Consider the following 14,102-nt stretch of genomic DNA (forward strand, 5'->3'; position numbering starts at 1 on the left):
CGCAGAAAGTCAAAGCAAGTCGGACGGCTTATGCTTTATTCCGCGGCATAAGTTATGCTTTACGCCACAGAAGTCACGAAACCCGCGATGCTGCAAGGCGTCGCGGGTTTTTTATTGCCTGGGGCATTCGTTATATCAGCCGCTTGCCGTCCAGCCGCGCAGCGGCTTCCAGCAGATGCGCGCCGGCGGGTGTCAGCATCGGTCGCCGGCGTTCTCCGGCGAGCGGCTCCAGCGAGATGAGTTCGCAATCCAGCAGCGTATCGAGCTCGATACGGGTCATGTCGATCTGGTCGGGCACGCTGTGGATCAGCATCAGCGTCGCCAGTTCATGCGGGCTCAGCATGGTCATTGACGGGACTCCCTATGGAACGACTGTCTAGCGCGACTTGACGAGCGTAATGGCGTGCTCGGGGCACGCCGACACGCACAGACCGCAAGCACGGCACGCATCCGCGCGCGGCGCATAGGCCACCTTCATGCCGTGCACGCGCAGCTTGAATCGCTGCAGTGGCCGGAGCGTCTGGTAATCGGCCGTCTCGATGCGACGGATGTCGAATACGTTCTCGGGGCAGACGACCGCGCAATCCGCCTTGCCTTCGCAACGGGCGAAGTCGACGGACGGCACGATGGCGCCGGGCGGCTGTTTGCAGGCTGCAGTGGCGCGCGGGTTCATGCGCCGGTCCCCTCGTTCGGGCGTGACGCAGACGCGGGCGCGTTGCGAAGCTGCTCGCGCTCCTGTGGCGTCATCCGCTGCCAGTGTTGCCACTGCTCCCATTGCTTGCGCTTGTGCCAGCCGCCGTGTCCACGGAATCCGCCGAACAGGATCCGGCACAGCACCAGCAGACCGATCGCGCGCGGATAGTCGATCGTATGCGCGCCGACCACGAGTGCGGGCAGGATCCAGTTCCACAGACTCATGACGATCCAGCCCAGCAGCGCGATGATCAGCACGAGCAGCAACGCCTTGCTCAATAATTTCCAGCGAAACGACATTCCAGTTCTCCTTCGGTTCAAATCTCGAGGTCGTCGTAAGACGATTGCAGCCGCTTGCGCAGATGCAGCACCGCGTAACGCTTGCGCGCCAGCAGCGTGTTCACGCCGACTCCGGTAGCAGTCGCCATCTCCTTGAAGCTGACCCCGTCCAGTTCGTGCGCGATGAACACGTCACGCTGGTTCTCGGGCAGCTCGTCGAGTGCGGTGCGCAGCGTGTCGAGCAACGTCGTGCGAGCGTAGGCGGCATCTGGTCCGGCATCGGACGAGGGCAGTGCAAGATCGAGGCGGTACGCATCTTCGCCGTCGTCCGTATCGAGCGCGTCGGGCAGCGGCATTTCCTTCTTCTTGCGGAAGCGGTCGACGATCCGGTTTCGCGCGACGCGGAACAGCCACGCACCGACCTGCTCGACGGGGGCCGGCAGTCGCCAGGTTTCGACCAGTTCCTCGAATACGTCCTGGAGGATGTCTTCGGCTTCGTCCTGATTGATGACGCGGCGTCGGATGAAATTGCGCAGCCGCGGCCGCTCGCGGGCAACGGCGTCGGCGATGTCGCGGTCCTGCTCGGTCAGCTGGCTCGGGGTGGGAGGCGGTTCCATACCCGTGATGACGTTTCAGGAAGGCGAATATTGTCGGGCGGAAGGCCCGGTTGCGAAATTTAATTTATCGAGCGTCCGTGATGTCCGAAAGCCTGCGGCGGCTGCATGCGTCGCGGAGGATTCTCGGTGTGGGCGCGCGATCGGATCGGGAAAATACGGACGCGCCGCCGCGCTGCGGGCATTCGAAGTATGCTGTGGCGCGGCCGATAACCGGCAAGCCCCGGGCCGACCACCCGGCGGCAAGAACAAACAACCTTCGCCCGGGAGTGGTGGCGGCCATCATGATCATGCTGCGTTCGTGGGGTGCGATTCTTTCGTTGCTGGCGCTCGTTGCGTGCGCGAGCCTGCCGCCGCAGGCCGACCGCGCGCCGATGCATGCGTACACCGACACGGAAAACACGCGGCTGGGCGTCGCGTTTCGCCAGCAGGCCGGCATGCACCCGGGGCAGGACGCGTTTCATCTGCTGACCGATCCGATCGACGCACTGGATGCGCGCGTGCTGCTTGCCGATCGCGCAGACCGCTCGCTGGACCTTCAGTACTACATCTGGCACGACGACCTGACCGGGCATGAACTGGCCGACGCGATCATTCGCGCGGCCGATCGCGGCGTGCGCGTTCGCGCGCTGCTCGACGATCTCGGCACGAACGCGGACGACCGCAAGCTGCTCGAGATCAGCTCGCATCCGAACATCGAGATCCGGCTGTTCAATCCGGTTGCCACGCGCCGGTTCAAGAAGATCGGCACGGTGTTCGAGTTCGCGCGCGTCAACCGGCGCATGCACAACAAGGCGATGATCGCGGACAACCAGGCGGCGATCGTCGGTGGCCGCAATATCGGCGACGAATACTTCGGCGCATCGTCGATGCTGGAGTTCGGCGATCTCGATGTCGTCGTCCACGGTCCGGCCGTGCACGCCATCTCGACGGAATTCGACACGTTCTGGAATTCCCCGTATGCGTATCCGATCGACGCGCTGGTCGGGCACGACGCGGCGCCGGGCGGGCTGGATCGAGAGCGTGAGCGGTTACGCGACTACCTGAGGGCGATGGAGGACAATCCGTACGTGCTCGAAGCGAGGCTACGGCTCGACCGGATCGTGCACGGGCAGGGGACGGAGCTGTCGTGGGGGCACGCGACGGTCCTGTACGACGACCCGTCGAAGATCGCGCATTCGCCGAAAGACAGCGACGGGCACCTGTTGCCGCAGTTGCGCGCCATCGCGGTGCAGCCCGAACACGACCTGCTGATCGTGTCGCCGTATTTCGTGCCGGGCAAGGACTTCATTGAGCGGCTGCGCGCATATTCGGCGCGCGGCGTGCGCGTGACGGTGCTCACCAATTCGCTTGCGTCGACCGACGTGGCGGCCGTGCATGCCGGCTACCGCCGCTACCGGAACGACCTCGTCGCGGCCGGCGTGCGGCTCTACGAGCGGCGGCCATCGGGTGACAAGAGCATTTCGAAGGACGTCATCATCGGGTCGTCGCGTGCGTCGCTGCATGCGAAGACCTACGTGTTCGACCACAAGCGCATTTTCATCGGGTCGATGAATTTCGATCCGCGCTCGCTGAACCTCAATACCGAGATCGGCGTTTACTGCGAGAGTCCCGCGATTGCGTCGCAGGTCGCGAGCGATCTGGAGTCGCGGCTCGACCGGATCGCGTGGCGTGTCGAGCCGAGGACCGATCCGGCGGGGAAAGGGCAGCTCAAGTGGGTTCAGACCGATTCGGACGGGACGGTCACCGAGCTTGACCACGAACCGGAAGTGTCGGCTGCGCGCCGGATGGAAGTCTGGTTTCTCGGGCTGTTTCCGATCGAATCGCAACTGTGAGCGACGATGCGGCGTGCTGCACTCAGCATCGCGTGCGGCGGAGTTTTTCGATGACGTCCGCGAACTGCATCGTCGCTGTTTCGATCGTCGTGTCGCTTAGCCCGGAATATCCGAGCACGAAGCCGTTGTACCGGCGGCCGTCGCCGACGGCGTAGCTGCTCAGCGGCTGAAGCAGCAGGCCATGCGCGGACGCGGCGCGTGCGACGTCGGCGTCGTGCAGCGGCAGCGCGAGATCCGCCGACAGGTGCATGCCACCCGGGCTCTCCCGAACGCTCAGCGCGGCGCCGAGATGGCGGGCGAGTGCCGCTTCGAGGCCGCTGCGCCGCTCGGCGTACAGCGCCCTCATGCGGCGCAGGTGCCGCGCAAAGAGACCGGTGTCGATGAATTCGGCCATCGCCAGTTGATCGGCCGAATGGCCGCGATGGACGAGTTCGCGCAGCGTTCGGGTGAAACGGTCGACCAGGACCGGCGGCACCACCATGAAGCCGAGCCGGAGGGCGGGAAACATCGTCTTGCTGAATGTGCCGAGATAGCAGACCGGCGCGTCGGCATCCAGGCCCTGGATCGCCGGGAGCGGCTGGCCGCCATGGCGGAACTCGCTGTCGTAGTCGTCCTCGATGATCCACGCACCGCATGCGCGCGCATGCTCGACGAGCGCCGCTCGCCGCCGCGGGCTCATCAGTGCGCCGAGCGGGTATTGATGCGAAGGCGTCGTATAGATCAGCCGGGGCGGCTTGTTGCGCCACTGTTCGTCGGTCGGCGCCATGCCTTCGTGGTCGACCTCGATCGGCACGATATTCAGGCCGGTCGAGCGGAATGCCGTCCGGGCGCCGTTATAGCAGGGGTTTTCGAGCCAGCCGAATTCGCCGGGATTCGCGAGCATGCGCGCGCACAATTCGAGGCTGCTCTGCGTGCCGTCGGTGATGAATACCTGGCCGGTCTCGCAGCGTACGCCGCGCGAGACCCGGATGTAGGCGGCCACGGCGCGCCGCAATTCGGGCAGCCCTTCGATCGGGCCATACGCGAGCTGGGCGGGCTTGATGGCTTTCCACGCACGCTCGATGCAACGGCGCCACTGGGCGACGGGGAATTCGTCGAGCGAAGGCAGGCCGGGGACGAACGGCAGCATGCGTTCGGGCTCGGGATGGGCGTTCTCCAGACCGTGCACGCGCTCGGACAGGTGAACCGGAGCCGGGCTGTCGTCGTCCCCGGCGCGCGGACGGCCGCATCCGTCCCACAGCGTGATCGTGCCGTTGCGCGTGGCCGCCACGAAACCCTCCTCGGCAAGCCGTTCGTACGCATAGACCGCGGAGTTGCGCGCGATGCCCAGCTCCGCCGCGAGCACGCGCGTCGACACGAGTCGCGTGCGGGGCGGAATCTGTCCGTCCAGCAGCATGTTGCGCAGGCTTCGGTACAGCGCTTCCTGCTGGCTGTGTCTTGTCGTGCCGTCCTGTCTGGAAAGCGACGAGATGAGCAGCGCGAGATCCATAGGCTGGTTCCAGAAATTTTCCTTGGGCTGGTTCTTTTTAACAATCAACGCACGTCGTATTGTTCACGTTCTCGCGGTGCAGGCCCGTGCTGGGCGATTCGCAGCGGATTGCCGGTACGTCGGACGATCGTCGCAATCGCGTATTCTGATCGATCTGGCGAGCGACTGTCGATGAGTCGATCGACCGGTTACTCACGCATCGAGATCGTTCGATGCCGATTCGATTCATTTCGCAGTGCATAGATATATTCGACCGCATATCCGCGTGTTGCGAAAACGCGGGCCGATCGATGCGCGCCAGGGGGCGCGCGAACAGGAAAACGAAACATGAACGACCAGACCCTGAGTTCTCCCACTTCCCGTACCACCATTCGCCGCCTGCCCGAACTGGCGAATCGCGATCGCACGATGCTCCACCGCATCGTGGACGAAGCGTACGTCTGTCACATCGCGTTCGGAGACGGACGGGACACGCACTGCATCCCGACCGCGCACTGGAGAAGGGGCGATGATCTCTGTATTCACGGGTCCAACGGGAGCCGGATGATCAAGGCGTTGTCTGCGGGCGCGCAGGCGTCCGTGGCGATTACGCTGCTGGATGGGCTCGTGCTGGCCAAGTCGGCCTTCAGTCATTCGATGAATTATCGATCGGCGGTGATCTACGGGCAGTTCGACGTGGTGGACGGCAGCGCGGAAAAGCTCGCGGCGCTGGATGCCTTCATGGACAAGATCGCCGCGGGCCGCAAGCATGAAGCGCGACCGGGCAATTCGAAGGAAATCAACGCAACCAGCGTGCTGCGGATCTCTCTTGCGGAGGCGGCCGTGAAAGTCAGCGATTCGCTGCCTTCCGACAAGGAGGAAGATCTCGCGCTCGCCGTGTGGGCGGGGATCCTGCCGCTGAAGACGACGCGCGGTACGCCGGTTCATGCCGACGGAAACGGCAGCGTGCCCGTGCCGGACTACGTCCGGAACTGGGCCGATTGAGTCCGGCGGCAAGACCGGGAGGGTTCGAAGAAAACGGCGGCGCGCGCGATACCGGTACGTGCGGCCTTGCAGGCCGTGCGGCGTTCGAGCGACTCGTGCGGCGGATGCGACTCCGCGGGGTGCGGATGCGGCGCGGCCGCTTCGTCGCGCGGTACGCGGAATGCAGAAAACCCGCGATGGCTTCGCAGCCTTCGCGGGTTCTTTACGCAGTTGCGTGCGGTTCCGGGCGCGGGAAACGGTGCGCATCCGGAGCCGCGTCGGTCAGCGATCCATCAGCGCGCGAAATCCGACGTGCTCTGGATGAACGCGTTCAGCTTCGAGATGTTCACGCTGCCGAAGCCCGTCGTTGCGTCCCAGCCGGCCTTCGCCTTGTAGCCATAGGTGCCGCTGCCGTTGTTGCCGGACGTGACGTCGTGCAGCAGCGCCGCGTTGGACGGGAAGTACTTGTAGATGCTCGACGCGGGGAACCCGAGCGCATTGTTGTTCGCCGACTGCAGCCGCGCCCAGATGCCCGTGAAGATCGGCGCGGCGAGGCTCGTGCCGCCTTCGTTGTTCAGGTAGCCCGAGCCCCACAGCGTGTCGGACGTCTGGCCGTTCACCACCAGGATCGCGCCGGTGCGCAGGTCGGCGTCGAAGCCGACATCCGGCAGCGCGCGCTTGGTCGACCCGGTGAGGCTAGACGATTGCCACGACGGCGCGGCTTCGTACTTGCTGTATCCGCCGCCCGTCGACCACACGGTGCCCGGCTGCCAGCTCGGATCGTTCCAGACGATCTCGCTGTTGTACGCGTTGGTCGACGTGTTGGTGAACAGCGTCGCGCCGCCCACCGCGATCACGTACGGCGACGTCGCCGGTTCGCTCACCGTGTAGGTCGAGCGCGACGGCGTGCCGCTCGCGCATTCGTACGCGCCGTGGTCGCCTGCGGAGACGGAGAAGGTTTGCCCCTGCGCCACCGCCTGCTTGAAGATGGTGTCGTCGGTCGCCTGCGAGCCGGTGCTGTTTGCGGACGATTCGCACACGCCGAGCGACACGTTGATCACCTTCGCGACGTTGTCCGTCACCACCTTGTTGTACGCGGCCGTGATCGCCGTGAGTGTCATCGACGGCGCTGCGTAGAACACGACCTGCTTCACGCTGCCGCCGGCGGCGCCGACGATCGACTGGCTGTCGAGGTTCCACTCGACGGTGCCGGACGTATCGGTGTACGAACTGCCGGCCGGACCGGTCTGCACGATGCTGCTGCTGATCGTGCCGAGGCCATTGTTTGCGGCGAACGTATTGAGGTCGCTCACCGTCTGCGACAGGTCGCCTTCGGAGATGATGCCGACGGTGGTTTGCGAGGCCGTCGGCGTGCCGTCGCCGCCGTAGATCGACGAGAATTCGGTCGGATAGTGCGGCACCGCCGACGCGCCGGCCGGGACTGTCAGGTTGCTGGTGTTGCCTTGCGGCTGGCTGCCCGCGCCGGTATGCATCAGCTCGACGTTCTGCAGGCCGAGCACCGCGCCCACGATGCCGCCGATCGCGTTCGGCACTTGCGCGGCGTCGGTATTCGCGTAGACGCTGCGGCCGTTGTGCGAGAAGCGCTTGAGCGTCGTGCGGAACGCGGACTTGATGGTCGCCGCGGTGCCGGATGCGGACACCAGCAGCCGGTTCGGCGCGACCACGATGTTCACGAAACCTTCCTTGCGCAGGTGCGCGACGACGGACGCGACCTGCTGGTCGGTCGGCGCATATTGCGCGGCGAACTGCGCCGGCGTGAGGAACTGCCGGTAGTGCGGCGAGCCGGGCGTATGCAGGTCGCGCAGGTACTGGTCGAGTTGCGCGTCGTTGCGCAGGTTCAGCCCGAGCACGATGTCCACCGATTCGCCGGGCGCCAGTTCGACCGCCGCGGCCGCGGCGGCGGCCGTGCTCGCGGCTGGCGCGCCGGCTTCGCTCTGCTGCACGAGCGGCAGGAACCCCTTGGTGCGCGTTTCCGTCCAGCCGGCCGCCGGCGCGGCGTGGACGGTCGCCATGCCGAACGAAGCGGCCGCGGCGGCGGCGAAAGCGAGCTTGACGATGCGAATGTGCTTTTGTTTCTTGTCTGCAACCTGATTCATTTGAATTACCCCTCCGGTTGAACATCGAACGGCACGAACAACAACGGTCGACAGCGGTGCGGGTCGTGCACCGCCGCTTTCTGTCGCGCTCGTGCGGTCGGCGCGGACGCGACAGGGCCTTTCGCCCGATCCGGACAGGTGGTTTCTCTCCGGGGGCGAAATACGGAAAACGCGGTAGCGGAAGGGCTGTGCCGCAATGCGGAGCAGCCGCGCGGACGTGGCGCGGGCGGGATTGCTAGAGCAACAGCTTCGTAGTCCTGCTCATTTGATTCGATCCTTCGGCCCGCTGCCGGATGGCAGCCGTCCAATGAGATGCATCGGGATGTTGCATGCGCCGGCGCGCGAACGACACAGCCGGCGGCGAGCACTTCGGTGCGGCGAAAGCGAAAAAAACGTGGAGCGGAATCGATTGCGTAGTGGGCAATTCGTCGGATTGCTTGAATCGGACGGTATCAAGAACGAAAGCGAAGTGTCAAACTTTTTTTGATTATATGAAACAAAATTAAATCGAATAAAGCGAAATGTTTTTGAAAAGATCGGCAGTATTTTGTAATTTTCAAAATCGCTTTCGCAGGTAATGCTGAAGGTGATTCGCCGATCCTTTCCGGTTCATCCTGTAATGGGCTGACCGTTATCGAGGAAGTGCTCGAATGGCCGGCGCTTCCGGTTGCTCGATCGCGAGCAAGCCGATCGCCAGCCCGATCTGCCGGCTCGGCTTCGACGGCACGGTCACTGCGCGCCCCGCAGCCGGTAGCCGACACCTCGCATCACTTCGGGCATGCCCGACGCGCCGGCCTGTTCGAGCTTCTTGCGCAGCCTGCTGACGTGGCTGTCGACCGTGCGCTCCAGTGCACTCACATCGGCCATGCACGCATCGAGCAGTTCGCTTCGTGTGAAGACGCGGCTCGGCGATCTCGCCATGTGCGCGAGCAGCCGGAATTCGGTCAGCGTCAGCGCAATCGGCACCTCGGCCGATTCGGTCCGCACGCGCGCCAGATAGCTTTCTGTGTCGATTTCCAGATCGCCGACGCGAAGCATGCGCGCGGTGGGCGGCCGGCCCGCGCGGCGCAGGATCGCGCGCAGCCGCGCGACGACCTCGGCCGGGTTGAACGGCTTGACGACGTAGTCGTCCGCGCCGGCATGCAGTGCCTGCAGCCGATCGAGGTCGCGGTCGAACGCGGTGATGACGACGACCGGCGTATTGCAGCGCCGCCGAAGCTCGGCGAGCACGTCCCAGCCGTTCTTTTGCGGCATCTTCACGTCGAGCAGGATCAGGTCGGGCTTCAGGTGCGGTTGAACGTCGAGCACCGCTTGCCCGTCCGCGACGCGATAGGTGCGAAAGCCGTCGTGCTTCAGGTACGCGTCGAGGATGTCGGAGATCTCGGGTTCGTCTTCTGCAATCAGTATCAGGGAGTTCGTCATTGAGTTTGCCGTGCGATGTCGAACCATCGGAGCAGCCCGTTGCCGGGCTGAATCGTGCTGCGCCATTCCGCGTGCCGCCGCGGATGGCGCAGCACCCGTCGTTCAGTTCTGCACCACGCTCGTCGAAGGCGCGACGTCCTGTTCGGTCAGGCCGCCGCCGAGCGCCTTGTACAGCGCGACGGCATTGCCGAGCTCGCTGCGACGCAGGTCGAGCAGCGCCTGCCGTGCCGAATAGAGCTGCCGCTGCGAATCCAGCAACTCGAGCCGACCCTCGACGCCCGCGCGATAGCGCAGGTTCGACAGGTCGGTGCGGCGTTCGGCCGAGCCGACCACGCGCGTCTGCGCTTCGATCTGGCGTCCGAAGGTTTCGCGCCCGGCGATGCCGTCGGCGACTTCGCGGAACGCGGTCTGGATCGCGCGTTCGTATTCGGCCACCGCGCCGGACTTGCGCACTTCCGCGACGCGCAGCTCGGCACGCAGCCGGCCGCCCTGGAAGATCGGCACCGTGACCTGCGGCGCGAAGCTCCACACGTTCTGGCCGCCGGCGAACAGGCTGCCCATCGCCGGGCTGAGGAAGCCGATCGACGACGTCAGCGACAGGCGCGGGAAGAACGCGGCGCGTGCGGCGCCGATGTCCGCGTTCGCGGCGACGAGGTTCTGTTCGGCCTGCTGGATATCCGGCCGGCGGAACAGCAGTTCGGACGGCAGGCCGGCCGGCAGTTGCGTCATCACCGGCTGTTGCTGCAGCGGCAGCGCGTCGGGCAGATCCTTCGGCGGCTCGGTGCCGAGCAGCAGGCGCAGCGCGTTGCGCGCCTGCTCGACGGCGCGCGTGCGCGCTTCCAGATCGGCGGTGGCGCTCGCGACCTGACCTTCGGCTTGCGCGATGTCGACACCGCTCGCCTGATGCGCTTCCTTGAGGCGGCGTGCGAGATCGAGCGACTGCTGCCAGTCGCCGAGCGTGCGCTCGGACAACCGGCGCTGCTCCTGCGCGAGGCTTTCCGCGAAATATGCGTCCGCCACCGCGCCGACGAGCGAGATCTGCGCCGCGCGGCGGCCGTGATCGGTCGCGAGGTAGCGTGCGAATGCCGCATCCGACTGCGACTTCACGCGGCCGAACAGGTCGATCTCGAACGCGCTGATGCCGACGTTCACGCCGTACTGGTTCTGCGTCGTTTCGAACAGCGGCGGGTTCGACTGCGGGTCGGCCGCCGTGCGCTGGCGCGTGAAGTTCGCACCGGCGCCGATCGACGGCAGGCGCGCCGAGCGCTGGATGCCGTACTGCGCTTCGGCGGCCTCGACATTCAGCGCCGCCACGCGCAGGTCGCGATTATTGTCGAGCGCGATCTCGATCAGGCGCTGCAGGCGGCGATCGCCGAACATCGTGCGCCAGCCGAGATCGGCCGCATTGGCGTGCTGATCCGGGGCAGCGGCGGCCGTGTAAGCCGTCGGCACCGGCATGGCAGGCTTGACCAGCGCCGGCGCCAGCGAGCACGCCGACAGGGCGAGGACGACGGGAAGAATAAGCAATCGCATGGCATCAACCTTCTTGTTCGTGATGTGCAGCGGCAGGTTTCCGGCGGGAGGCCCGCCATGCGGAGATGCGCTCCTGGATACTCATCACGAACACAAAGAAAACAGGGACGAAGAAAACGGCCAGCACGGTGGCGGTCACCATGCCGCCGAACACGCCGGTACCGATCGCGTGCTGCGTCTCGGCGCTCGCGCCGGTCGCGATCATCAGCGGGACGACGCCGAGGCCGAACGCGAGCGAAGTCATCAGGATCGGGCGCAGGCGCAGCTTCGACGCTTGCACGGCTGCTTCGATCAACCCCTTGCCTTCCTCGCGCAACTGCTTCGCGAATTCGACGATCAGGATTGCGTTCTTTGCGGACAGGCCGATCACGGTGATCATCCCGACCTTGAAGAACACGTCGTTCGGCAATCCGCGCAGCAGCACCGCGCCGATCGCGCCGATCAGGCCGAGCGGCACCACCAGCATCACCGACAGCGGAATCGACCAGCTCTCGTACAGCGCGGCCAGCACCAGGAACACGACGATCATCGACAGCACCATCAGCATCGGCGCCTCCGACGCCGACTGGCGTTCCTGCAGCGACTGCCCGGTCCATTCGACCGCGAAGCCGGGCGGTAATTGCGCGGCGAGACGCTCCATCTCGGCCATGGCCGCGCCGCTCGACTGGCCGGGTGCCGCGCCGCCCGAAATACGCGCGGACGGGTAGCCCTGGAAGCGCACCATCTGCAGCGGTGTTTCGGTCCAGACCGGGCGGACCATTTCGGACAGCGGGACCATACCGCCGGCCGCGTTGCGCACGTAGAGCTTCATCACGTTGTCGATCTGCATGCGCGCCGGTGCATCGGCCTGGATGATCACCTGCTGCATGCGGCCCGCGTTCGGGAAATCGTTCACGTAGGTCGAGCCCATCGCGGTCGACAGCGTGTCGCTGAGCGTCGTGAACGACACGCCGAGCGCTTGCGCCTTCGCACGATCGATCTCCAGGCGCACGCTCGTGCCGGCCGGCAGACTGTCCGGATACACGCCCGTCACGATCCTGCTTTGCGCGGCCAGCCCGAGCAGCTTCGCTTCAGCCGCCTTGAGCGCGGCCTCGCCCTGGTTGGCGCGGTCCTCGAGGCGCATCGTGAAGCCCGAGCTGTTGCCCATTTCGTCGATCGCCGGCGGCAGCAGGCTCATCACCGTGCCTTCGGTCGCACCGGCCATCGCCTGCTGGGCGAGCATGCTTTCCTCGAGCGTCGACGAGCCGCCGCGGTTCTTCCAGTCCTTGAGCACCGCCCAGCTCAGCGCGGCGTTCGAGCCCTGGCCGGAGAAGCCGTAACCCATCACGGAAATGTTCGACTGGATCGCCGCGCGCGAAGCGAGATGCCGTTCGAGCTTCTTGACCACGTCGTGCGTGCGCTCGGTCGTTGCATCCGCAGGCAGCAGGAAGCTGGTCATGAAGTAGCCCTGGTCCTCGTCGGGCAGGAACGACGACGGCAGGTTCCTGAAGCCGAACACCAGCGCGCCCGCGATCGCGACGAACAGCAGCATCACGCGACCCGTGCGGCCGACCAGACGGCCGACGCGCGTCTCGTACCATTTCGTCAGGCGGTCGAAGCGGCGGTTGAACCAGCCGAAGAAGCCGCGCTTCTCGTGATGGCCCGGTTCGACCGGCTTGAGCATCGTCGCGCACAAGGCCGGCGTGAGCGTCAGCGCGAGCAGCGCCGAGAACAGGATCGACACCGCCATCGACAGCGTGAACTGCTTGTAGATCACGCCGACCGACCCGCTCGACATGGCCATCGGGATGAACACCGCGGTCAGAACGAGCGTGATGCCGACGATGGCGCCCGTGATTTCCTTCATGGCCTTCGATGTCGCTTCCTTCGGCGACAGTCCTTCCTCCGCCATCAGGCGCTCGACGTTCTCGACGACGACGATCGCGTCGTCGACGATGATGCCGATTGCGAGCACCATGCCGAACATCGTCAGCACGTTGATCGAGAAGCCTGTCATCGCCATGATCGTGAACGTGCCGAGCATCGCGACCGGTGCGACGATGGCCGGAATCAGCGTGTAGCGTACGTTTTGCAGGAACAGGTACATCACGAGGAACACGAGCACCATCGCCTCGATCAGCGTGTGCAGCACTTTCTCGATCGAGATCTTCACGAACGGCGACGTATCGAACGGAATCGAGTAGGTCATGCCCGACGGCATCGCCTTGCTCAGCTCGGCCATCCGCGTACGCACGGCATCGGCGGTCTTCACCGCATTCGCGCCCGGCGAGAGCAGCACGCCGGCGAGAGTGGCCGGCTTGCCGTTCTCGCGGTTCACGAAGCCGTAACCCTGCGAGCCGAGCTCGACGCGGGCGACGTCGCCGAGCACGACCCTGGAGCCGTCCGCGTTCGCGTGCAGTACGACTGCCGCGAATTCTTCCGGCGTCGTGAGCTGGCCCTGGACGGTGAGCGGCACGCTCACGCGCTGGCCCGGCAGCGCGGGCGACGCGCCGAGGCTGCCCGGCGCGATCTGCACGTTCTGCTGGCCGATCGCGGTCGTCAGGTCGCTCATCGACAGGCCGTAGTTGATCAGCTTCTGCGGATTCACCCAGACGCGCATCGCGCGTTCGGAGCCGAACAGCTGCACGCGGCCCACGCCGTCGATCCGGCGCAGTTCCTCGGCCACGCTGCGCGACATGTAATCGCTGAGCGCGCCTTCGTCGAAGCGGCCGCTGTCGGAACGCAGGCCGACGAGCATCAGGAAGCCGGACGACGCGGATTCCACGATCACGCCGTTCTGGCGCACGACCGACGGCAGACGCGGCTCGACGGTCTTGAGCTTGTTCTGCACGTCGACCTGCGCCATCGCCGGATCGGTGCCGGGCTTGAACGTCACCGTGATCTGCGCGCTGCCGGACGTGTCGGCCGACGATTCGAAGTAAAGCAGGTTCTTGACGCCGGACAGTTCGCGCTCGATGAGGCTCAGCACGCCGTCGTTCATCGTCTGCGGCGTGGAGCCGGGGTAGCTTGCGGTAATCGTGACGGTCGGCGGCGCAACCGACGGATAACGCGCGATCGGCAGTTGCGGGATCGCGATCAGCCCCATCAGGATGATGAACAGGGCGATCACCCACGCAAAGACCGGGCGGCGGATAAAGAATTCAGCCATGACTGGAGG

The 14,102-nt window shown here is 65.5% G+C and carries 11 protein-coding genes; 2 read left to right on the top strand and 9 right to left on the bottom strand.

Annotated features, from left to right (window positions below; all coding sequences use genetic code 11):
* Positions 1-130 precede the first annotated feature (130 nt).
* Genes LXM88_RS35210 through LXM88_RS35225 form a run of 4 tightly spaced genes read right to left on the bottom strand, consistent with a single transcriptional unit; the run spans position 131 to position 1,589 of the window.
* On the bottom strand, positions 131-349 hold the full coding sequence (locus tag LXM88_RS35210) for a hypothetical protein (RefSeq protein ID WP_262544096.1): 219 nt from the start codon (positions 347-349) through the stop codon (positions 131-133).
* A 27-nt stretch (positions 350-376) separates the two neighbouring features.
* A complete protein-coding gene (locus LXM88_RS35215) occupies positions 377-673 on the bottom strand; it encodes a ferredoxin family protein (RefSeq protein ID WP_262544097.1) in 297 nt (98 codons plus the stop codon).
* Positions 670-993 (bottom strand): hypothetical protein, encoded by a 324-nt coding sequence (locus tag LXM88_RS35220; RefSeq protein WP_262544098.1) that lies wholly within the window; start codon positions 991-993, stop codon positions 670-672. The genes LXM88_RS35215 and LXM88_RS35220 overlap by 4 nt, the downstream gene beginning before the upstream one ends.
* A gap of 17 nt (positions 994-1,010) precedes the next feature.
* A complete protein-coding gene (locus tag LXM88_RS35225) occupies positions 1,011-1,589 on the bottom strand; it encodes an RNA polymerase sigma factor (RefSeq protein ID WP_262544099.1) in 579 nt (192 codons plus the stop codon).
* A 281-nt stretch (positions 1,590-1,870) separates the two neighbouring features.
* Between LXM88_RS35225 and LXM88_RS35230 the strand changes: the two genes are divergently transcribed.
* Positions 1,871-3,421 carry a phospholipase D family protein gene (locus LXM88_RS35230; protein ID WP_262544100.1) on the top strand — a complete coding sequence of 517 codons (1,551 nt, stop codon included), beginning with the start codon at positions 1,871-1,873 and terminating at the stop codon, positions 3,419-3,421.
* Positions 3,422-3,443: 22 nt separating this feature from the next.
* On the opposite strand, the gene pdxR is transcribed toward LXM88_RS35230, so the two are convergent.
* Positions 3,444-4,910 (bottom strand): MocR-like pyridoxine biosynthesis transcription factor PdxR, encoded by a 1,467-nt coding sequence (gene pdxR / locus LXM88_RS35235; protein WP_262544101.1) that lies wholly within the window; start codon positions 4,908-4,910, stop codon positions 3,444-3,446.
* Between the two features lie 327 nt (positions 4,911-5,237).
* On the opposite strand from pdxR, the gene LXM88_RS35240 reads away from it, so the two are divergent.
* Entirely contained in the window at positions 5,238-5,894 is a 657-nt protein-coding gene (locus tag LXM88_RS35240; protein ID WP_262544102.1) for a pyridoxamine 5'-phosphate oxidase family protein, read from the top strand.
* 272 nt (positions 5,895-6,166) lie between these two features.
* Here LXM88_RS35240 and LXM88_RS35245 read toward each other — a convergent pair whose 3' ends face one another.
* The 4 genes from LXM88_RS35245 to LXM88_RS35260 all read right to left on the bottom strand — a co-directional run bounded on the left by LXM88_RS35245 (position 6,167) and on the right by LXM88_RS35260 (position 14,093).
* Positions 6,167-7,990 carry a S53 family peptidase gene (locus tag LXM88_RS35245; protein WP_262544103.1) on the bottom strand — a complete coding sequence of 608 codons (1,824 nt, stop codon included), beginning with the start codon at positions 7,988-7,990 and terminating at the stop codon, positions 6,167-6,169.
* A 729-nt stretch (positions 7,991-8,719) separates the two neighbouring features.
* Entirely contained in the window at positions 8,720-9,412 is a 693-nt protein-coding gene (locus LXM88_RS35250; protein WP_262544104.1) for a response regulator, read from the bottom strand.
* A 102-nt stretch (positions 9,413-9,514) separates the two neighbouring features.
* The gene (locus LXM88_RS35255) at positions 9,515-10,945 is read right to left on the bottom strand and encodes an efflux transporter outer membrane subunit (protein WP_262544105.1); all 1,431 of its coding nucleotides are present in this window, start codon (positions 10,943-10,945) and stop codon (positions 9,515-9,517) included.
* A gap of 4 nt (positions 10,946-10,949) precedes the next feature.
* Entirely contained in the window at positions 10,950-14,093 is a 3,144-nt protein-coding gene (locus tag LXM88_RS35260; RefSeq protein ID WP_262544106.1) for a multidrug efflux RND transporter permease subunit, read from the bottom strand.
* Positions 14,094-14,102 lie beyond the last annotated feature (9 nt).

The sequence above is a fragment of the Burkholderia sp. S-53 genome (genome assembly GCF_025560745.1).
Classification (GTDB): domain Bacteria; phylum Pseudomonadota; class Gammaproteobacteria; order Burkholderiales; family Burkholderiaceae; genus Burkholderia; species Burkholderia pyrrocinia.

What these genes read in the sequence shown, in the direction of transcription:
- LXM88_RS35240 (WP_262544102.1), top strand. Translation starts at nt 5,238, where the DNA reads ATGAACGACCAGACCCTGAGTTCTCCCACTTCCCGTACCACCATTCGC.
- LXM88_RS35225 (WP_262544099.1), bottom strand. Translation starts at nt 1,589, where the DNA reads ATGGAACCGCCTCCCACCCCGAGCCAGCTGACCGAGCAGGACCGCGAC.
- LXM88_RS35245 (WP_262544103.1), bottom strand. Translation starts at nt 7,990, where the DNA reads ATGAATCAGGTTGCAGACAAGAAACAAAAGCACATTCGCATCGTCAAG.
- LXM88_RS35210 (WP_262544096.1), bottom strand. Translation starts at nt 349, where the DNA reads ATGACCATGCTGAGCCCGCATGAACTGGCGACGCTGATGCTGATCCAC.
- LXM88_RS35215 (WP_262544097.1), bottom strand. Translation starts at nt 673, where the DNA reads ATGAACCCGCGCGCCACTGCAGCCTGCAAACAGCCGCCCGGCGCCATC.
- LXM88_RS35230 (WP_262544100.1), top strand. Translation starts at nt 1,871, where the DNA reads ATGATCATGCTGCGTTCGTGGGGTGCGATTCTTTCGTTGCTGGCGCTC.
- pdxR (WP_262544101.1), bottom strand. Translation starts at nt 4,910, where the DNA reads ATGGATCTCGCGCTGCTCATCTCGTCGCTTTCCAGACAGGACGGCACG.
- LXM88_RS35220 (WP_262544098.1), bottom strand. Translation starts at nt 993, where the DNA reads ATGTCGTTTCGCTGGAAATTATTGAGCAAGGCGTTGCTGCTCGTGCTG.
- LXM88_RS35260 (WP_262544106.1), bottom strand. Translation starts at nt 14,093, where the DNA reads ATGGCTGAATTCTTTATCCGCCGCCCGGTCTTTGCGTGGGTGATCGCC.
- LXM88_RS35255 (WP_262544105.1), bottom strand. Translation starts at nt 10,945, where the DNA reads ATGCGATTGCTTATTCTTCCCGTCGTCCTCGCCCTGTCGGCGTGCTCG.
- LXM88_RS35250 (WP_262544104.1), bottom strand. Translation starts at nt 9,412, where the DNA reads ATGACGAACTCCCTGATACTGATTGCAGAAGACGAACCCGAGATCTCC.